The sequence below is a fragment of the Streptomyces misionensis genome (assembly GCF_900104815.1).
Classification (GTDB): Bacteria; Actinomycetota; Actinomycetes; order Streptomycetales; family Streptomycetaceae; genus Streptomyces; species Streptomyces misionensis.
In genome coordinates this window covers 1,201,699-1,222,446 of record NZ_FNTD01000004.1, presented here as the reverse complement: position 1 = coordinate 1,222,446, position 20,748 = coordinate 1,201,699, and the positions used below count along the sequence as shown (strand labels likewise).

General features: G+C 67.5%; 10 protein-coding genes. 3 read left to right on the top strand and 7 right to left on the bottom strand.

All coding sequences use genetic code 11. The features are described 5' to 3' along the window. Positions 1–2: 2 nt before the first annotated feature. Together BLW85_RS07005 and BLW85_RS07000 are read left to right on the top strand one after the other, a co-directional pair. Positions 3–773, top strand: coding sequence for an IS5/IS1182 family transposase (locus tag BLW85_RS07005; RefSeq protein WP_074991501.1), 771 nt, complete (start codon positions 3–5; stop codon positions 771–773). Positions 774–1,847: 1,074 nt separating this feature from the next. Then, positions 1,848–2,435: a hypothetical protein gene (locus tag BLW85_RS07000; RefSeq protein WP_079172280.1), complete on the top strand. Its 588-nt coding sequence runs from the start codon at positions 1,848–1,850 to the stop codon at positions 2,433–2,435. 44 nt (positions 2,436–2,479) lie between these two features. Here the strand turns inward: BLW85_RS07000 and serS are convergent, their stop codons facing one another. Further along, positions 2,480–3,694, bottom strand: a complete 1,215-nt coding sequence (gene serS, locus BLW85_RS06995; RefSeq protein WP_279628630.1) for a serine--tRNA ligase — start codon at positions 3,692–3,694, stop codon at positions 2,480–2,482. Positions 3,695–4,226: 532 nt separating this feature from the next. Next, positions 4,227–4,724: an ATP-binding protein gene (locus BLW85_RS40870; protein ID WP_074991499.1), complete on the bottom strand. Its 498-nt coding sequence runs from the start codon at positions 4,722–4,724 to the stop codon at positions 4,227–4,229. Between the two features lie 579 nt (positions 4,725–5,303). On the opposite strand from BLW85_RS40870, the gene BLW85_RS06985 reads away from it, so the two are divergent. Beyond that, entirely contained in the window at positions 5,304–6,371 is a 1,068-nt protein-coding gene (locus BLW85_RS06985; protein WP_074991496.1) for a PDDEXK family nuclease, read from the top strand. A 58-nt stretch (positions 6,372–6,429) separates the two neighbouring features. Here BLW85_RS06985 and BLW85_RS06980 read toward each other — a convergent pair whose 3' ends face one another. The 5 genes from BLW85_RS06980 to pglX all read right to left on the bottom strand — a co-directional run bounded on the left by BLW85_RS06980 (position 6,430) and on the right by pglX (position 20,694). Next, positions 6,430–8,577 carry a DEAD/DEAH box helicase gene (locus tag BLW85_RS06980; RefSeq protein ID WP_074991494.1) on the bottom strand — a complete coding sequence of 716 codons (2,148 nt, stop codon included), beginning with the start codon at positions 8,575–8,577 and terminating at the stop codon, positions 6,430–6,432. A 52-nt stretch (positions 8,578–8,629) separates the two neighbouring features. Next, positions 8,630–9,982 (bottom strand): BREX system ATP-binding protein BrxD, encoded by a 1,353-nt coding sequence (brxD, locus tag BLW85_RS06975; RefSeq protein WP_074991492.1) that lies wholly within the window; start codon positions 9,980–9,982, stop codon positions 8,630–8,632. 121 nt (positions 9,983–10,103) lie between these two features. Then, positions 10,104–13,022 (bottom strand): BREX-2 system phosphatase PglZ, encoded by a 2,919-nt coding sequence (pglZ, locus tag BLW85_RS06970; RefSeq protein WP_074991489.1) that lies wholly within the window; start codon positions 13,020–13,022, stop codon positions 10,104–10,106. Beyond that, positions 13,022–16,921, bottom strand: a complete 3,900-nt coding sequence (gene pglY, locus BLW85_RS06965) for a BREX-2 system ATPase PglY (RefSeq protein WP_074991486.1) — start codon at positions 16,919–16,921, stop codon at positions 13,022–13,024. Before pglY ends, pglZ begins: the two co-directional genes overlap by 1 nt. Before the next feature lie 23 nt (positions 16,922–16,944). Continuing rightward, positions 16,945–20,694, bottom strand: coding sequence for a BREX-2 system adenine-specific DNA-methyltransferase PglX (gene pglX, locus BLW85_RS06960; RefSeq protein ID WP_074991484.1), 3,750 nt, complete (start codon positions 20,692–20,694; stop codon positions 16,945–16,947). Positions 20,695–20,748: the final 54 nt, after the last annotated feature.

Sequence of the window (20,748 nt, the reverse complement as noted above, 5' to 3'; positions counted from 1 at the left end):
GTGTGACTGGTGTGATCACGGCGTCGGAGCCGTCTTGGATAGACCCGTTCTCCGGGCTGAGCCCACGCTGCTTCGGGAAGCTGGTGACCGCGCTGCGGAGCGAGGGGGCCGACGCGGTTGGCAGGGGACGGCCCTGGAGCCTGCCCCTTGAGGACCGAGTACTGCTGGTCGCGGCCTCCTGGCGCACGAACCTGACAATGCGCCAGCTGGCCCTGCTGTTCGGCATCTCAAAGTCGGCGGCAGACCGGATCATCGACCACCTCGGCCCGCTGATGTCCCTGCAGCCGCGGCGTCGGTTCTCCAAGGACACCGTGCTGATAGTGGACGGCACCCTCGTGCCCACCCGCGACCACGAGGTAGCCGAGCAGTCCAAGAACTATCGGTACTCCACCAACCACCAGGTCGTGATCGACGCCGACAGCCGACTCGTCGTTGTGGTCGGTCGACCGCTGCCCGGCAACCGCAACGACTGCAAGGCGTGGCAGCTGTCCGGAGCCAAGGACGCCGTCGGCAAGACCACGGTGATCGCAGACGGCGGCTACCGGGGCACCGGAGTGGTGATTCCGCATCGCCGCGAGCGCGGTCAGACCGAACTGCCGGCGTGGAAAGAGGAACACAACGCCTCCCACCGCAAGGTCCGCGCCCGCGTCGAGCATGTCTTTGCCCGCATGAAGGGCTGGAAGATCCTCCGCGACTGCCGCCTGAAAGGCGACGGAGTCCACCACGCCATGCGTGGCATCGCCCGTCTGCACAACCTCGTCCTCACGGGGTAGGAGCAGATCCCATAGGTCGGCCCACCGAACCCCTCAACCCATAGAAGATCGTTTGCGGGACAGCCCTTAGGGATACCGCGCGATCACCGAGCCATATCGGGGGGCGTTACTGTAGTCGACAGAGACGACCGGGTGATGAGGTGGTCATACGACTCCTTGGGCTGATGCATCGCGGACGTTAGCAGGAACCGATCACAGTCACGATCGAGTCCTGCACAATCACACCGTCTCGACAAGGTAGCCAGCAAATGCCGCTAGAAATATTACGCGCGTGATATGCCAACTTCCCTGTCATGTTGCAGAATTGCCATCGGCGCCGCAGACGGGTATGTGACGCCTCGTGCTCCACAGGTGATGGCAGAAACCCCGTGCTCGTCACGGTCGCCGATAAAGAGCCGCCTGCCCTTCGACTTCCCCCGTAGTCGGAGGGCAGGCTTACCATGACATCAGTCCTGTGGCCAGCCTGACAGCAGCGAAGACGGGAAACTACGGCCTCAGGAACTTCCGGTCACGGAACAAGATGGGCGTCTCCCGGATCGAGTGAAGGCGGAGCAGCACCACCTGGAATCGGCCTTGGGTCCATGTCACTGTGGAGCGGGCAGACGTAGCGGAATCGTTGGAAACTGGCTTGCGCCATAATTTCGTGGCCTGCGGACGGAGCTTCCGTCATTCTCATTGCATGCCGACCATCATCACTCCACGCCTTCAATACAACGCCACAGCGGTACGACCCCGCTGGGACGACCTCCCGCACGGGATTCGGCTACTGATCACCCGACGCCTCGGAGGCGAGGTACAGGCCACGCCCAGCAAGGGGAGCGGATCCACCAGTGGCTTCGCCGCGGTACTCCACGGAGCGTTCGGACCTCTGTTCGTCAAGGCGGTCAACAGCCTGGACAACAGTGTGGTCGCCGACTCCTACCGCAGGGAGGCCTTGATCAATCAGCGCTCCCGGCAGAGATTCCGGCGCCACGCCTGCAGTGGATTGAGGAGCAGGACGGATGGGTCGTTCTCGGCATCGACGCTGTCGGCGGTGGTCGGATGCCCACCTCGCCATGGAAGCCTTATGAGCTCATGGCCACCCTCGACGCCTACACGATCATGGCCGAGGCACTCTCCACCCCATCCACAGCACTCCAGCAAGTGGGCCTCAAGCCCGTGGGTGACGGCGGTGACTTCGCCGACTGGCGCAACCTCGCCCGAGGCGGCACGCCCACGGGCATACTGCCTTCCTGGGTACCGCTCGACCTACTGGACGTGCTGGCCAGCCTGGAAGGCGGATGGCGGCAGGCCGTCGCAGGCAATGCCGTCCTCCACCACGACCTACGCCAGGACAACGTGCTGATCGACGCGTACGGCGCCGCGTGGATCTGTGACTGGAATTGGCCCTGCCTGGGGGCAAGCTGGTTCGACCTCGTCCTGCTCCTGGCCACCGCCTACGCCGACGGCCACGATGCCACCTCACTGTTCGCACAGCACCCCACCGCCCGCGGAATCGCCGACGAGCAGCTCGATGCGGCACTCGCCGCCCTCTCCGGGTTCTTCCTCACCTCCGGCGGACAGCCCCCAGCAGACTGGTCACCACACATTCGCCAGCATCAGACCTGGTGTGGAGAGGTCACACTGCGATGGCTGGCCGACCGACGTGGGTGGGCCCTCTGACCTCAGGCCCATCCCTTCAGCGGTCGACAAACAGCCCGCTCTGCTCAGGCCGGCGACCGCGCTGCGAGGACGCCGCTTGGGATCCACTTGCGCAGCACCTCGGGAACCTCCACCGTGCCGTCGGTCCAGTGGTGCTGCTCCAGTAGCGCGGGCACTAGCCTGCTCGTGGCCAGACCCGAGCCGTTCAGAGTGTGGACGAACGTCGACTTGCCCCGCTGCGGCCGGTAACGGATGTTGCCACGCCTCGCCTGGTAGTCGTGGGCCTTCGACACCGAGCTGACTTCGACGTACGCCTCGATGCTCGGAAGCCACACTTCGATGTCGTACGTCTTGGCCATCGCTGTGCTGGTGTCCTCGGCCGCGAGTCGCGTGATCCGATAGTGCAGGTTCAGCTCCCTCACCAAGTTCTCTGCCTTGCCCAGAAGCTCCTCGTGTGTGGCGTCCGAGGCGTCGGGGCGGCTGAACTGGAACAACTCGACCTTGTTGAACTGATGCCCGCGCAGGGTCCCCCGCTCGGCCGTGCGATAGCCGCCGGCCTCCTTGCGGTAGCACGGTGTGTAGGCGACGTACTTCCGCGGCAGCTCCGCCTCGGCCAGCCTCTCATCCCGGTGGAGATTGACCAAGGCGGTCTCCGCGGTCGGCAGCAGGAACCGTTCCGTGCCTTGGTCCCAGTGCTCCAAGGCGACCACCTCGTCGGCGAACTTGGTTAACAGGCCGGCCGTGTACCCGGCCGCGAAGGTCAGGATGTGCGGCGGCAGCACGAACTCGTAACCGTCCCGCACATGGGCCTCCAGGAAGTGGTTCAGCAGCGCCCACTCCAGGAGCGCGCCGTCACCCCGATAGATCCAGAAGCCGCTGCCGCCGAGCTTCGTACCTCGCTCGTAGTCGACCAGGCCCAGAGTCCGAGCGAGAGCCACATGGTCCCTGGGCGTGAAACCGAACTCTGGGCGCTGGCCGGCTTCACGAACGACCTCGTTGTTCTCCTTGCCCCCGGTCAGCACGTCCGCGTCGGGGAGGTTCGGCAGCGGATCGAGGAAGGCCTGACGCGCCTGCTCCAGTTCGATGAGCCGCGCCTCGACGGCGGTCAGCTGCCTGCCCACCGCCGATGCTTCGCCGTGCAGACGTGCCGCGTCCTCGCCGACCCGCTGCCGCTTCGCGATCTCGCCCGAGATTCTCTTGCGCTCCCCACGAAGGCGCTCGACTTCGGCCCGCACCTGCCGGTAGTCGTCGTCCAGGCGGAGAAACCCATCGAGGTCTATTTAGACCGCTCGCTTGGCCAACGCCTGCTGGACATGGGCGGGATTCTGGCGAATTAGGGTGGCATCGATCATCGTGCCGTGCTCGATTCGATCCGTCATCATGACGTGATTCCTTGGGAGCGCGGGCGAGAAGGGGTGACTCGCGGTGCCACCGCGCCTTTGCCACCACCAGGTGGTGGCCTCATTCACGACCCGATCACGGGGGTCAACCGGCGGGGCATTGGGCCTTCCGTGAGGCCGTTCCTCCCTGCACTCGGGAGGGGATTCACCTGGGGCGCGAGGCTGCTTTCCCAGCTGCCGGCAGCTCTCGGCTCGCGTGATCCCGGGCTACTCTTCTCCGTCATCCTGTTGGAGGAGAGGTTAGACCCCAGCCTTCCTCAGCGCCACCGAATATCTTCAATGGAGTTCCCCCACTGGGGTCCGCTATTCATCAGACCCCCCTTGAGCGGAGAGCCAACTGGGCAGCGTGGAAGGCGACGTGATCAAGGTGGGGCGCGCACGTCGCACGCGCTGGCACTCTGGCCGGAGCAGCTTAGGCCGCTCGTTGCTCGATGAGGCCTTGTGCACTGCTTGGCACAGATTCCTCTGCGACATGATGTGAGGGAGACGGGCCTGACGTGCCTTCTGCAGAAGCGTGGACTGCCAGTTCGAACCACGTCTTCTTCCCCGCGGCGCAGGGTTGCGAGCCCCACTCGGTTGCCAATGCGGCAACGAGGAGGAGCCCACGCCCGCTTTCGTCCATCACTTCAGGCTGACACGGGCGCACCAACGTGGGGTCGACGTCGGTGACTTCCACGCGCAGCCGCTCTCCGGTCCATTGTACGGACACCACGCACGTGGCCTGGGTGTGCCTGACCGAGTTCGCGACCACTTCTCCTGTGAGCAATCGCAAGTCACAGGTCAGACTCTCGTCCAGGGTCAGCCCTAGTCGCTGCACACGACGGACGACACGGTCTCGTGCCGCTGGAACCGCCTCAACCGAGGGCGGGACGGTGAACGCATAGGGCGAATCTCCGAGCGGGCGGGGCATGGCTGTGACCTCTCGCTGGGCAGGAGCTAGGTGCTAACGCGATCTCCCACAGACGAATGGATCGCTCGCCGACTACGCCGGGTGCGTCCACAGGTAACCCAACGACACTGGCAGCAGCCCAGCAGCTGGCGGACGTCCACCATGGACCACAGGTGGCGCGTCCCTCCATCGCTGACGTGATATCACCGTCGGAATGCCATTGGAGATTGATCCAGTCATTCGGCCCAAGAGCTCATTGGCGAATACCTGCTTTTCGTAACGGGAGCTCGAAGCCCCGGCCAGGACCACCAGGAACCGGGCACCAGGACTTGGTCCGGGATCACGTCGGAGTCTCTTCGGTTGCTCTGGCGGCAGGCTGGTCGCCATGGCAAGGCGTGGGTGGTATCTATGCCCCGAGGATCCGTCGAGCTGAGCGCGGAAGAGGTTCGTCGCCGAGACCCGCACTCCGTGCGCTCGCACGGTCGCGGCGATCCGCCGTGCAAGTGGCAGTGGACACGGGGTAGGTCCGGTCGAGTCCAGGAGCAGGTGAGAAGATCACCTCTGGCAAGTTGAGTGAACGGCAGGGGTGGGGCAGGGGGCATGGCAAAGAGGTCCGCGTTGCGGGGGTACTTGCTTGAGGAGGCCCTGGCCTGGTTGCTCCGGCACAGCGGCTACCGTCTGCTAGTCGACTATCGACAGGACGATGCCGAACTCACCGGATCAGGTGGCGCTCTGCGTGTCCGTGGCCGCGGCGCGGTCCATCAGGTGGACGTGCTTGGTGAGTTCGCTTTCACCCCCGCATTCTCCCTCCCCGTGCGGCTGTTCCTGGAAGCCAAGCACTACTCGACCCCGTGCGAACTGGAGGTCGTGCGCAATGCGCACGGCGTCCTGCACGACGTCAACGAAAACTTCATGAGTCATGGCGGGACCCGGCCCCGGCGGCGCTACCAGTACACCTACGCGCTCTTTTCCGCCAACGGGTTCACTCAGAGCGCCCAGCAGTATGCCCTCGCCCACCAGATCTCCTTGGTGGACTTGTCCGGGGAGTCCTTCACGTGGCTGCGTAATGCGATCCAGATCGCTGCAGCCAACCTTTATTCGGCGCAGAACGCCCATGCCGTCGCGCGCTTCCCTGTGACGTGGATGCGCAAGGTGCTCCGCGAGGCTCTCGGTACATGGCCGACAGGGGTGCCGCCGCTGCCGGTCGATACCAGTGCCGAGCAGTTCAAGGCTGCTGCCTCTGTGATCCTCGCCCAGTTTGTCGACACCCTGGAACAACACGCTGCGGCTGAGCTGCTGCTGGGCTTCCCTGCGGCCCCGTTCATCCTGCCGCTGGTCGCCGAGGATCAAGAGCAGTTCCTCTCCTACGCCGAACAGTGCCCCGACCACGCTGTGCGGCTGCGTCGGTCGGGGCAAGGCGCAACTGCTGAGTGGACGCTTTCCCCGCGAGAAGACGAGGGCGCCTATCGTCTGGCCTTCAAGCTGCCGAAACACATTGAGGTGTGGATCAGCGGGATTGAAGAGAAGGAGCGGCAACGCATCCTGGACATCAAGCAGCAGTTCTTGTCGAGCATCACGATCTACCGTATGAACGGCAGCAGCGTTCGCGCCTATCAACTCAGCTATGAACCGAGCGACTTGCGATTGCCTTCTGACGGAGGCCAGTAGCGGATCGGCTAGAGGGAAAGAACTGCAACGGCAGCAAATCGCCTGTGAGCCGGGTTGTTCAGGTGCCCCATTCCATCCGTACGGGCTCGCGGGCTGCGGCGAGGGCGCCGTCGAAGTCGGCGAGGCGTTCGGCGAGGGTGGTGGTGGCGATGCGGGGCGGTAGGGCCGCCGAGAACTTCAGGCCGCGGACTGCCCGCAGGTCAACGGTGGGCAGGGTGAGGGAGTCGGGGAGCTCGGCGCGGGCGGTTCTCCAGTCGGTGGGGGAGAGGTCCTGACGGAGGCGGACATGGGTGTCAGTGGGGCGCTGTACGGGGTCGGCAAGGCTGCCGAGGGAGGCGGCGAGGGTGGCGTTGGCGCGATACCCGGCCCAGGTCCACCAGCGGGTGGCGTCCGCGTCGCGGACCAGCAGGGTGCCCGCCGGGTGTACTTCGTGGGGTGCGCGATCCATACGGAGTTCAGCAAGGGCCGCGATGGCGCGGCGGGTGAGGCGGACGTCGGGATCCGTGCCGAGCAGGACGTCGCGCATGGCGCGGGTGAGGACGTAGGACAGCCCGCGGGCTTCGCTGCCCTGCCATTTGGCGATGCCGCCGTCCTCGACGGGTTCCACGAAGGCACGGCGTCGGGCCCAGTCGATGAACGTGACCTGCCAGCTGCGGCCGGCCAGCAGCAGGCGGCGCGGGCCCGGTCGTTCTTCGGTGAGGACGGTGGGGTCGGTGGTGCCGATCTCGGTGCGTCCAGCGAGCACCGTGAACTCGGGTGGTGCGGTGAAGGAGGCGGTCAGCTCCATGAAGTGCCGGCGGCCGAAGTGCTTCTCGGCTTCGGAGCCGATGAACAGCATGCCGCCGTCGCTGTCGAGGAAGCCTTCCGCGACCAGGTGCGACAGGAGGGGCGCGGCAGACTGGTCGAAGGGAGCCAGGCCGTTCCACTGCTCGGGCCACAACCGGTCGCCGACGCGGTGTTCCTGCAGGGTGACGGCGAGGAGCTGCTGGGCGACGAGATGGCGGGGTGAGGGGGGCGGGGTGACGGGTTCCACCCAGCCACGGGCCCACAGAGTGAGCAGGCCGGCGGCTTGGAGCAGGGTGTCGGGCCGGGTGGCGAGGAACAGGCAGTTGCGGGATGTGCCGGCGCGACGCCCGGTGCGGCCGATGCGCTGCAGGAACGAGGCCACTGTGCTGGGTGAGTCGATCTGGATGACACGGTCGAGGTCGCCGACGTCGATGCCGAGTTCCAGGGTGGAGGTGGAGACGATGACGCAGTCGCGGGCTTCGGCGAATGCCTGCTCGGAGCGTGCGCGTTCGTCGGTGGACAGCGAGGCGTGTGAGAGGAACACGGTGACGTCGCGGGCGCGCAGTGCCGCACCGAGTTCTTCCACCTGCTTGCGGGAGTCGCAGAAGACGAGCCGTTTCTCTCCCCGGTGCAGGGCGGAGATCACCTTGGCGGCGTTGGCGAGCGATCCGACGTAGTCGAGCTCCACCTCCCCTGCGGGGCGCGGGTGTTCGGTGGTGCCGGTTGTGGCGGGCAGAGTCACGCCGGGGGCGACGACCAGGCCGGGGCGATCGGCGGGGCGTGCGCCCTGGAGCCAGGTGAGCAGGGCGTCGGGGTTGCCGACTGTGGCGGACAGCCCGATGCGCTGGATGCGGTGGCCGGCGAGCCGTTCCAGGCGTTCGAGCACGGCGAGCAGGTGCCAGCCGCGGTCGTCCCCAGCGAAGGCGTGCACCTCATCAACGACGACGGCACGCACCCGGCCCAGCATGTGTGCGTGGTCGGTCTTGACGCTGATGAGCATCGCTTCGAGCGACTCGGGTGTGGTGAGCAGGAAGTCGGGGGATTCGGTGCGGATGCGACGGCGTACGGACTCGGGGGTGTCGCCGTGCCAGAGGGCGGCTCGGCGCCCCAGCCACTGGGCGTAGCTGTCGACCCGGTGCACCAGGTTGTTCAGGAGCGCCTTGAGCGGGGCCAGGTAGAGGACTGAGGTGCCGGTCCAGCGCTGCTCTCGCATGGCGGACAGCAGGGGGAAGGTGGCGGCCTCCGTCTTCCCGCCCGCCGTCGGCGCGAGCAGGACCGCGTCCTCGCCGTTCATCAGCGGGTGCACGGACGCCTTCTGCAGCGGGCGCAGATCGGGCCACCCGAGCGTGTTGACGATGTGGTGCAGGACTACCGGGTCAAGGCGCTCCAGCGGGTCGGTGCCGCGCGGCTGCTCCTGCACGTCTGCAACTCCCGGGCTGTTCGTCAGAGTTCGGGACTTCGGGACTGGGTCGTCAGATGTCGAGGTCGAGGTCGTCAGCCGAGGCGGCCGGTGCGGGCGCGGCGAAGTTCCGTTCGGTGGCGGTGAGCTCACTGCTGCCCACGGTCAGCTTGTAGTGCCTGCGCGGGTCGAAGTCGGGGAACTGGTCGATCCGATCGAGTACGTCGCCAACCAGCTTCTTCAGGTACAGCCGTGGTGCGACTCCGACCTTCCCGCCCAGTGCCCCGCCCACAGCCCGGGCCAGGTCGGTGAGGTAGGAGTCGTCGGCAAGCTGCTTGATCCTGTCGGGGGACTGGGAGCCTTCGGTATACAGGTCGCGGATGGTGACGCCCAGGCCGGTCAGTGATGCCTCGGTGAATCCGGGCAGCCGGATCTGGACGGCCCGCGGGTTGTCGAAGCGGGGGTCGGTGGTGAAGTCGGTGGCGAGGCGCTGGGCGAGCGGTGCGAGTCGCTGTACGCCCTGCTGCCCGTCGTAGAAGGCGGGCGTGCCGGTGATGATGAGATACAGGCCGGGGAAGCGGCCGGAGTGGACCTCGTCGATGAGCTGCCGCAGCGCGTTGAGTGCCTTGTCGCGGGCGTCGGAGCGGACCCGTTGCAGGGTTTCTACTTCGTCCAGGACGAGGACGAGGCCGGCGTGCCCGGCGTCTCTCAGCACGGTGAGCAGGCCCTGAAGGAAGCCGAAGGCACCGAAGTGGTCGAGGTCGCCGCGGACGCCTGCACTGCGCCGGGCGGCTGCGGCGACGTGCGGCTGGCCGCCGAGCCAGGCCATCACCGCAGCGGCGGTGGCCTCGTCGCCGACATCCAGGGACTGCTTGTATCCGCGCAGGGCGGTGGCGAACGCGGGGGCGTGTCGGGACACCTCGGCCAGACGGGCAGTGAGCAGCCGGTCCACGGCCTGTGGCAGCTCGCTCTCGCTCGCGCCGTCGGCGAGTGCATCCTCCTCGAGTGCGTAGAACCAGGCGTCTACGACCGGCCGCAGGGCGCTGGGCGGGAAGCTGGCGGTGGCCAGGCGCTCAGTGAGTCGCCGGTAGACCGTCTCCAGCTTGTGCAGTGGGGTCTCGGTCTCTGACACCTGCACCTCGGCCACGGCAAAGGTGCGCCGTTTGGCGCGCTCGCTGAGCCAGCGAGTGAAGAAGGTCTTGCCGGATCCGTACTCGCCGCGCACGGCCTTGAACACCGAACCGCCTGCGGCGGCAGTGTCCAGTTCCTCATCGACGGCCCGCTCGAAGCGGTCTAGTCCGGTGGCGAGCAGGTCGAGGCCGCTCTCGGGGACGGCGCCGCGCCGCAGCGCGTCCACGACAGCACGCCGCCGCACCGCGCTGACCGGGGTGGTAGCCCCGGATGCTGAAGATCCAAACGCGTTCACCCGAATAGTCTCCCATCCGGCTGCCCACCTGGCCGGACACCCGGCCGTGCACCGCGCCGCCGGTGCTCGGAGCGGCCGGGCGGGCCGACTGCACCGCCCGGCATGGCCGCAGACCCCCGGTTCACAGTCCGAACTGCTCGATCATCTGGCCCCGGTGCAGGCGCAGGGTGCGGTTGTCGGGGAGAATTTCCAGGATCTGGGCGCCGTCATAGTTGAGGAGCTGGGCCAGGGTCGCGGCGAGGCCAGGGGCTCGGGTGGCGGGTTGGCCGGCGCGTTCGGCCAGGGCGGTCATGGGCAGGGTGCCCGCTTCGACCAGCGCGGCCAGAGCCTTCGGCAGGACCGCCTTGTCGCGTGGCACACGGGCGAGCAGTGCCAGCTGTTCCTGGTACAGCTCGGTGGCCATGAGGCGATTCACCAGTGCGGTGGCAGGGTCCTCTGTTTGATCGGAGACGGGTACGGCCGCAGGCTTCACTACAGGGGCGACAGGTTCCTGTGGTGTGGAGGGTGCGACCTCGTCCTCGCCGAAGAGACTGATAGCGCCCTCTGTCACGGGCGGGGCTGACTTCTTGGCCTGCTTGCGGCTTGGGCGTGCAGCGGTGGCCTCGGGTGCTGCGATGGCATCGGCTCCGGCCTTCGTCTCGGCCTCGAGTCCGGTGGTGGCGTCGTTGTCCTGCTCCCACCATGCGGGCGTAAGGTCGCCCAGTTCCCGCCACCCCGTAGGTGGCTCCGCGCCGAACGGCAGTAGGGCGAGGAGGGGGATGGTGAACTCGGCGAGGGTTGCCCCGCCGTGGTAGCCCGCCTTCAGCGCGGTGTACCGCGCGTCGTGGTCCCGCAGCGCGACGATCCGCGATCCGGGCTCCGGCCAGACTACCCGCGGTCCGGACAGCTCAATTTCGGCCGGTGCGACGGGTCCGCCGGGGGTGCGGTGACGGGCCGACCCTATGGCGCCGGTGGCCGTGTCGATCTTGCTGCCGCGTCGCTCGACCACATGGCCGTGGTCGGAGGTGAGGAGCACGGTCATGTCGTTGGCGCGGGCGGCCCGCAGCAGCGGTTCCAGGCCGCCGATCTCCTTGATCTCCCAAGCGCCGTCGCCGAGCTTCTGCTCCTTGGCGAGCCGGTCGTCGACGGTGTTGAGGACGACCGCGACATGGGTGCGCTCGTCGGCGAGCGCTTCAGTCAGGGCGGTGGAGAAGGGCGAGCCGGTGTCGGGGCTGCGTAGATCGTCCTTGTGGAAGACAGCCGCAGGGGCCCCCTTCCAGCACGGGTGCTGGGGGAAGAGCCGCTTCTCGTCGTTCTGGTCGCCCTTCATCAGGGTGCCGGCGAACAGCGAGGTGCGGGAAACGGTGGTGAGGGTGGGCAGCGCAGCGGCCATGGCACGCCTCACCGGTGCTCCGGTCGCGCCCTGCAGCGGGTCGAACTCGGACCAGTGTGCGTGCAGTTCCTCACCCAGTTCGGCTGCGATCGCCGCACTCATTCCGTCGATGAGGAGGAGCAGGACCCGTCGGCCGGGACAGTCCACGACGGGCGCGACGACCCGGTCCAGGAAGCTCTCGACGGTGAGCATGGCGCCGGGGGCGGTGCCATCTGCGGTCCACACCGCGAGCCGCTCGGAGAACGCGCGGTCCAGCTCACGACGTTTGCTGCGCACCTGCTCGCCAATCCGGCTGTAGGCGTTGGCGAGTGCGTCATCTGCGTCGCCGCCCGCGTCCAGGTGTTCCAAGGCTCGGTCTACCCAGCCGAGTTCGCGGATCTGGCGGTCGGCGCCGTCTGCCACCGAGGCGATGTCGACTTCAGGCTGGGACGCCAGCCACCGCCGCAGCCGCCCTGCCATCCGTACCCGTTCGATACGGGCCTGGGTGGCGCCGTCGACGGCCAAGGCGTGTTCGGCCAGCGCGGTGATGGCAGCCGTGACCGTCTCGGGACCACCGTCGGCGAGGGCGCGGCCCGCGGCGGTGAAGCGGGCATCGAGTCCGGCGGCGAGCAGCGGACTGGCAGCGGCGGCGGTCTGCGCCCCGAACTGTGTGACGAGCTGTGCGGCCCTGCTCAGGACCGGGTCGGCGAGCCGGTGTTCGCCCCGGTCGACGAGGCCGCGGACGTACGCCTCACCGCTTTGCCCGAAGGAGGTAAGGAGTCGGTCGAGGTCGTCGCCCTGGGCGGGGGGCTGGTCACCGAGCCATCGCTCGGCGCGCCCGCGCGCCCGGTACAGGTCGTGGTCGGCCTCCGCGTGCCCCCACAGAGCCGCGCAGACGACCGCGTAGGCGGCTGCGTCCGCCCCGTGGTCGGCGTCTACCAGGGCGGTAATGATCTTTCCGGTGGAGCCGGCCTGTTCGGGTTCGGCGAGGAAGCGGGCCAGGCCGGCCCGTTCCGGTCCGCGCAGGTCGCGCAGGAGGTTGGGGCTGCCGGGGATGTGGGTCCACCGGAACAGGGTGATGGGGTCGATGCGGTCCCCGTCGTCGTGTGCGGCCGGCCCGCCCAACGCGTCCGTGTCACGGCGGCCGAGCCGGAGCCGACGCCGGGCCAGCCGGGTGAGGGCCTCGTCTCGGGAGAGCAGTCCCTTGCCGAGCGAGGGCCAACCGCGGCTGGCCGCCGCGTCAAGGAGCGCTTCGGCCGCCCAGGTCTCCCTCCGCAGCCGCCCGTCGAGACCGCGCGCGTCGAACGCCTCCTGCACGACCTCCCAATTGTCGACGGACCGGATCCTTCCGCCGTAGACGCGGGCGAGCAGCCCGGGGTCCAGGTCGGTGTCCTCGCGGTCGGTGAGGACGACCAGAACTTTGGGGTCGGGAGGAGTCGGCGCGTCGAGGTGGCCCAGGATCTGCTCGTGCACGGCCAGCACCGAGGGCGCGACGACCACCCGCGCCTGCAGCCCGCTCGCCGTACGCTGCACGGCGGGCCCGTCCCAGACGGGAGCGGCCCGCAGCAGCAGTACGCGGACCGTGCCGTCACCGAGCCGACTGCGGGCGGCGAGGTACTGACGGACGGTTCCTGCCGACAGCCGGGCGGGGCCGGCGGTCGCGGGGGCTGCGGTGACCGTGTCGGACATCAGTCGACGACCTTCCAGGTGACCTCGACGGTGGCGTTCGGGTGCTCGGCCGCGAGCGCCGCGATCTCCGCCTGCAGTTCGGCGGCGGCCCGGGCGGCGGTAGTCCGCCCGCCGCCGGAGCGGGCCACGGACCGGGATGGTGTTCGCGGCCCCGGTTGCTGCGGCGGCTCCGGCAGCACCTGCGGGTGGGCGGAGCCGCCGTTCAGGTCCACGCTGTCGGAGCTCGGCGGCGGAGTGGGCGACGGCTGGGGGCGCTCGGTCGTGCTCTGGCGAGACCTCAGCAGGGACAGCACTTCCCGGCTGCTGGCGTGCAGCACGCCCGGCAGGTCGGGGTAATCACCCGGGTCGCCAGCAGCAGCATCCCGCACCCGCTCCAGGACGGCCGCGCCGTCCACGCCGAGGGTGTCGGCCAGGCTCAGCTGGTCCCAGCTGGTGTTCTGCAGCGCGCTGGCGACCTTCCCTGCGCTCTTCAACGACATGCCGTACCGGTGTGCGGAAAAGTCGCCGAGAGGGAAGCGGGCGAGCCGGTCCACGACGGTCTTCGCCTCGATGCCAGCTTCCGTCACCTCCTTGACCAGCTCCTGCGCCCGCCGGGCAAGGACGAGCCGGGGGGAGTCGTCGTTCAACTGGAGGAAGGCACGGTGCTTCTCCAGCTCCCCGACGAGCCGTCCGGCGTCCTGGCCGAGTGAGGCGGCGGCCTGCTTGATCTGTGCGGCGAACTGGTTGACGATCCGGCCGCGCCGCAGTTGTGGCGCCTGGTTGCCGAGCATGGTCTCGAACCGTTTGCGCGCCTCTGCCCAGTCACTCTCGGTGGGCAGTTGCTGCTCGCGTAGGGCGTAGTCGCCCTTCAGCTCGTGCGGTGCGGGCGCGGGTTCGACGGGGACGCCGCCGCGCACCCACACCCGGTCGGTCATCTCCGCGTACGCGGCGGCGAGCAGCCGGCGCAGCGGCTCGGGCAGTCCGCGCGGCTCGGGAAGGTCGCTCCAGTCGGAGAGCTTGACCAGGGTCGGCTCGGCGGTGCCGTTCCGGCGGGCTCGGTCGTTGAAGTGGTCGGGCCAGGCGGTGGACTGCCGGTAGTACGCCTCCCGCATCGCGCCGAGCCCGAGGCCGCCCGCGATCCGCGCCATGGTCTTGCGGTCCTTGCCGTCGACCTCGGTCTGGCCGTCACGGTTCTCGGCGGCCTTGCGGACATACTCGAAGACGGTCTTGATCTCGGCCGGCTTCACCGGCCTGCCCGTGCCGTCCGGATCCAGGTCGGGGTGGGCGGGGTACTGGTGGGCGAGCAGCTTGCCGGCCAGGTCACGGGCGGCGGTATCCAAGGTGGCGCCGAGCGGAAGCCGCAGCTCGGGCACGTCCTGCTGGGCGACCAGGTGGGTGTCGAAGCTGAGGTCGACGACCCCTTCCTGCTTCTGCGTGAGCCCGTACGCCTGCCGCAACGCCTGGCTGACGCGCTCGGTGAGGATGAGGAGCTGCGACTGGAGCATGCCCTTGGCGCGCTCTTTGTCGTCCGCGTTGAGGCTGCGCGCGAAGTCGGAGTCGAAGCGGGTCTCGTCAGCGAGGGCCTTGTCGATGACGACGAGGCGCTCGAAGTCGCCGCGGGAAGCATCGGTCAGGTGAGTGGGCAACCAGGCCAGGGTGCGTGAGTCACCGCCCGGCTTCTCCCGCAGGGCGCGCAGCCGCTGCAGGTCATCCATCGGCCCGAACTCGCCCTCGTCATAGGGGAAGTCGACAATGAGCCGCCAGGCGTCCTCCTGGCTCGGCCGCAGGGTCGCCTCGGGCAGCGAGTCGACATCGGCGACGTTACCGAAGACCACCTCGATCTGCCGTTCGGTGCCCTTCCACACCAGGTTGAGCACGTCGTACGCGTCGAAGCCGCCAGGCCCGTCGCTGACGCCGAGCGCCTCCTTGAGCAGGCCGCGCATCTTGGCACGCCGGTTGTTCTGGTTGTTGTGGACTTGGGCGTTGGCGAGGACGGCGTCCAGGTCTACACCGGTGAGCTCCAGGCGCACCACCGCACCAGGCCCGGTACCCGTCACCTTTATCTCGGGGAAGGTCGCCGCCCACTCCTTCGCCTTCTGCTCAAGCCGGCCGACCTCGGTCCCCGCGATGCGGGTAGTGATGGAGCCGTGGTTGAGGGCATGCAGCCGCGCCAGGGTGAGGTCGGCCAGCGCGGGCACACTGGGCGCGAGCGCAGACAGCAGCAGGGTCTGCAGCAGTCGGCTGTCACCGGTGAAATCGCGGCAGCGTGCAGCAAGTTGCGGGTCGCCGAGTGTCTCGGGGCGGCGCCGGTACGCCTCGACCTGGTCCTCGGTGACCTGGTTGGTCTTCAGCAGATACGGGCGCAGCTTGTCCCGGTACAGCTTGTCGGCAGCCTCGAAATGAACACTGGTCTCCCCGCTGAACGCCTTGTCGCCGCCGCCCGCGATCGCCGGGTAGAGATCACCCAACGGCACAAGCTGCCCGAGCCGCCAGTCGTCGCGGTGATCGACGAGCAGCTGGCTCATCAGCTTCAGGCCGGTGCGGGAGCGCTGCAGGGCTGCGGAGATGTGTACCAGGGTGTCCATGAACGCCGGCGGGAACGGGTACGTCCGCCTGAACGCGCCCTCGTCCGCGCCGGTGGTGGACTTGTCATGGCCGAGCAGGGTGTCCCACACGTCCGGACCGAGCCTCTTGGCCTCGGCAAACGCCGCCTCCACCTTCGCCTCGGCCTCCGGGCTGGTGGGCTTGAGCAGGCGGGCCTGCGCGATCTGCGGGAGATTGCGGTCCTCCAGGACGATCTTGTCGAAGCGCCCGCCGCTGAGCTTCAGACTGTCCTGGACGGCGGCCTCGGCGGCCCCCGACATCTCCTCGCCGACCAGCTCACGCAAGTCGCGCTGGCGGGCGATGAATGACACCACCGGGATCGCGCGCCGTTCGTCGCCGCCCTCCACAAAGTTTGTGATCTTGTCGGCTTCGCGGGAGACAAACTTCTGGTCGTGGATACGGGAGGCCAGCCACAGGATCAGCTCGTCCATGAAGAGGACGAGACCGTCATAGCCAAGGGACTTGGCGTGCGCGGCGATGATGCCGAGCCCCTTGTCCAGAGAGACGAACCCGTCGGCATCTTCGGAGGCGTTACGCGAGAACGACGGGAACAGGGTCTGAGTGAGGTCCTGCACGAGACGGGCCCGCAATTCCCGCGGCGTGGAAGGATTCTCCAGATCGAGGTCCTTGGTGTTCTCATGCTCCTCCGGAGCGTTCACCGCCTGGTCCAGCAGCTCAGAGGTCCAGGCGAAGGAGTCACCCCACTCGTCCTCCTGGCCGTCGCCGGCATCGGCGAGCTGCTCAATCACCCGCTCGTCACCGTTACGACGACGCTGCTCGGCGAAGTCCTCGAAGAGCCCGTCGGTCCGGTAGACCTGCGGCAGCGGGCAGTCTGGGTGGAGTTTCCGTACGTGCTCCACGTACTTGCCGAGCACGCGCTGCTCCAGCGACTTGGAACCCAGCATGTGGTACGGCACCAGCAGGAACTTGCGGTCGTCCGCATCCAGCCAGGCGTGCCGGGCCCGCACCGGGTCGAGGTCGCCGCGCGCCCGAGCGGCCTGGTTACGCGACAACAGCGCGTAGAGCACCGCCATGAAGTGCGACTTACCGGAACCGAACGAGCCATGTAGATAGGCAGCCTTCGACGAGCGGCTGTCCAGCGCGGACTTGATCAGGTCGAGGGCTTCGTCGAAGTTGCCGAGCAGCCGGTCGGTGACGACATAGTCCTTCAGCGCCGCTTCGGCCCCCTCGGGCGTGACCGCTTCGTTCAGCTTCAATACGAAGTCGGAGGTGGACACCGACTCCGGGATGTCGATCAGCTCCCGAAGCAGCGGCCGGTCCTCGGGACGAGGATTGTTCCTGTTCATGAAAGCCATGGTGTGTCTGCTCCTCGCCCTGCTCAGGCGGACTCTGCGCCGCTTACGGCCTCGGTGACGGTGCCGTTGTCGGCGTCGATGATGGACGTCTGGACGGCGGCCTTCGTGCCCGTGCGCGTCCTCGATGTGGCGGCCTTCGACGCGCCGCGTCCACGGCTGGCGGCCGACGGACGCCAGGCCCGCAGTGCATCGTCGGTCAACCCGAGTTCGCCCTGCTTCTGCTGCCTGAACGCCAGGATCTCGGCGGCCGGCGACGCCCCGAACTCCGGGTCGTATTCGCCGTACCACTGCTCCAGCCATGGCTGCAGCTCAAGTAGCCCGGCCAGGTAAGGCACGAGGTCGTCGTCGCTGAGCCCAGCCTGCTGGATGTACGAGGCGAGCGCGAGGGCCTGCTCCAGGTGATCCCAGCCGGCCCACCCATACAGCTCCGGCGACTGCGCGTTGACCGTGCCATAGGACACGAACCGCTCCTTGGGCACATCCAGCTTGCCGCGCGCACGCCAGTAGCTCGGCTTCAGGAAGTCCGCCGAGGTGTACTTCGGCGGCACGGGCGTCCGCTCACGAACCTTCCGCTTGGCGGGTTCGTCGGGCGCCGCGTCCTCCTCCCGCTGCAACTCCCAGACCTGCTCCCAGTCAGCACGCTTTTTCAGCCCGGTCGGCTTGTACCGCAGTGCAGAGACGAACGGCACGTGCTCCTCGGAGAGCAGCTCCCGCACGATCTTCACGAGGTCCTGCCGGGGTGCGTACAGCTCAGCAACAGACGTGAAGTCCTCGTCGGCTGAAAGATTTTCGGCGAGGCGGGCGAGGGTGGCGACGGTGGGATTGCCGCTGGCGTCGAACCAGTATGTGCGGTCCTCGACCCGGTCGAGCAGCCAGGACTTCAGCGCCTTCTGTCGCATCGCATCCCAGCCTTCGGTGGCCCAACGCCGCTTGAACTCGGGGCGCTCCACCATGCCGATGGCACGGTTCGACTCGATGACCTCGATCCGCCTCTGCACGAGCGCCTGATAGTCGGCGGGCCAGTGCGCGGGGATCTCCGTGATCGGCGTCGAGCCGTGTCGCTTGAACCACTCGCCACTGGCCTCACCCGCCGCGGCCCGTCGTGCGAGCACGATCTCGAAAGCCCGCTCGCCCAGGGCGAGTTCGGGCACGCCAGAGGCGTCGCCCAGGCGCAGGTCCTCGGAGTGCAGGTCGTAGAGGGAGTAGACCTGCCAGTCCAGCTCCTCCTGAAGGGCAATCATGCGTGCGCGGATGGAGTTGTAGTGGGCTTGAGCTTCGCGGAGAGCGGTGGCAGTGGGGACGGCCTTGGCGGCGAGGGCGGCGGGGGTCATCGCCGAGAGCTGCTGGGCAAGAGCATCGACCTCGGAGGCCAGGGCTGCGGGGTATTCGGAGGGAAGCGGGAATTCTTGAAGTTTGGTGCCGGTGAACTCGTAGAAGCGCTCCCATACCTGGGATTTGTAGCCCTCATTTACACCCTGGCTGCCTTTGTCGTGGCTCACCATCTTGAGCCAGAACCCGGCCGTGGAACTATTGAGCAGCCCGAGCAGCCTCACATACTGCTCTTCCGTCGCTCCTTCCCGCAGCATTACCACTGGAGCGGTACGGATGAACCCATCACGATCACGCCGCAAGGTGAAGTGACTGTGTGTCGCAACGAACGGGAATGCGATCAGAAATTCTGACCAGTAGCGCTTCGGATTGAAACTGGAGTACTCAAACCATTCGAGCCCTTGCTCTTCCTGGGAGCCGGAAAGGGCGCGACGAAGCCGCAATGGAATACGGCTGGGCCACAGGAGTCGTTCGACCGTCTCGGGAATCTCGGCCTTGTGGCTCTCGTCCCGATACGGGAAGATCGTGCCGACCCCCTCATTCTTCTGCCAATCGCGAATCGATCCGCCGCCGTGAAAGGTTCGAATATGTGCGTCAGGGACTCGAAGCCTGCGAGCAGCCTCCGTGCCCAACATGTATGCGTCGTCTTCGCGCGTAACGGCGTTGAATCCGATGCTCTGGCAGATTTGCGACAAAGTCGCTGTGCCCGCTTGGTTGATGGCTTCATTCATTTCGAGGCCGCCATCCGCCAAAATCCATGGCTGCTTGCCGAAATACCTCTCCCGTTCCAGGTCGTCCACTGAAACCCACTGACCTGCACTCCCTGGCTGGTCAATCTGCTCCACGATCGCCTGCCAAACCAGTCCCTCCTCCGCCTTCTCAGGTGCCGCAGGTTCTCCCTGTACGCTGCGCACCGTCCGGATTGTGGCCTGCCGCTTCGATCCGCTCCTCGGCCGTCCAACTAGGATCACCGTCGGTGTCCCGTGTCCCGGGATGTACGCCCCTGACGTGTCGATGACCTCGGTGAGTTCGATCTTGTGCGCGAAGTAGTCCTCGATCAGCTTCGTGCCGAACTCACGCTTCATGAAGGAGTTCGCTGTGATCTGACCGACCATGCCGTAGCCGTTCCCGTCAGCTCCGCCACGCTTGGCCAGTTCAAAGAACCGCTGGGCGAAGGGGACGGACAGCGCATACGTTCCAGCGCACGCGTCGTACAGCTCCCGGTACAGCTGGTTGAGCTGCTTGTCCTTGACCGTGATGTAAGGCGGGTTGCCCACGACCACGTGGTAACGCCCCTGCTCCAGGATCCCGGGATGCTCGTGCACGTCCTCCGTAGCGTACGAAAAGTCGGCCAGCGGGTCACCGGCTGCGCTGTCGCCCTCTTCCCCAAGGGCGAGCCCCAACTGCAACTCCAGCTGCCGGTCCTTGATGAGTGAGTCGCCGACCGCGAGCTGGATGGGCCACTCGTAGCGCCGCGCCTCCTCGAAGGTCCGCATGCCGCTCGCGGCCATCGCCGCGACCAGGAGCCGGAAACGGGCCACTGCGACCGCGAACGGGTTGAGGTCCACCCCGTGCACCGAGTTCAGGGCCGCTCGCACCCGCTCGTAAGCGCCAACCTCGGGCCGCTGCTCAGCCCACATCCGCACAAGCCGCCGGAATGCACCGAGTACGAAGTGGCCGGACCCGCAGGTCGGGTCGATCACCTTCAGCTCTTCGAAGCCGAACTCACGCACTGCCGGGGTCATCGTCCGGTCAAGGATGAACTCCTCCACGAACTCCGGCGTCTGCAGCAGTGCATACGTCTTGCGGGCTGCCTCGCTCAGGTCCTGGTACAGGTCGCCCAGGAACCGGGTGTCCCAGCCCTCGGTACCGTCTTCGCTCAGTGGGTCGCTGAAGTCGTGCACGAGGACCGGCCTGCCCTCGCCTTCGTTCCCGTTGCCCGCGCCGGTGCGCTGCTCCCGCCAGAACGCGAGCAGCGCGCCCGCGCCATCGTGCGAAAGCGGGATCTGGTAGAGCGGGTTGTGGTCGCGGTCGAAGAGGAGCCGCCCGGCTTGCCCGGCGCCCAGTTCGGCGAACGCTGTCTCCAGCCATCCTCGGTATGTCGGGTTGGTGTCCTCCTCCAGGTACTCCTCGAACCGCGCCTGGGCGGTCTCCCGCCCTGCCACGTCGGGGGAGGTGATGTAGGGCTCGGCGATCAGCCGGTTGTCCTCGCTGAACCGCACGAAGACCGTGCCGAGCACCCAGGCCACCGCGACCTGGGTGATCCGCTCGCCGAGCCAGGCGTTCCACGTCGCCGACGTACGGCCCAGCTTCCGGGCCTGCTCATACTCGCCGCGCAGCCGCGTTCCGACCTCGGGGACGGCTTTGACCTGCTGTTCCAGATCGGTCTCTGCCGCCTTGACCTGCTTCTGCAGGTCGGCGAGGAGGCTCTGGCGGTCGATCACGAACGGCTCCTGAGGAGAAAAGCGAAGGGACGGAAGAAGATCGGGTTAGGAGGA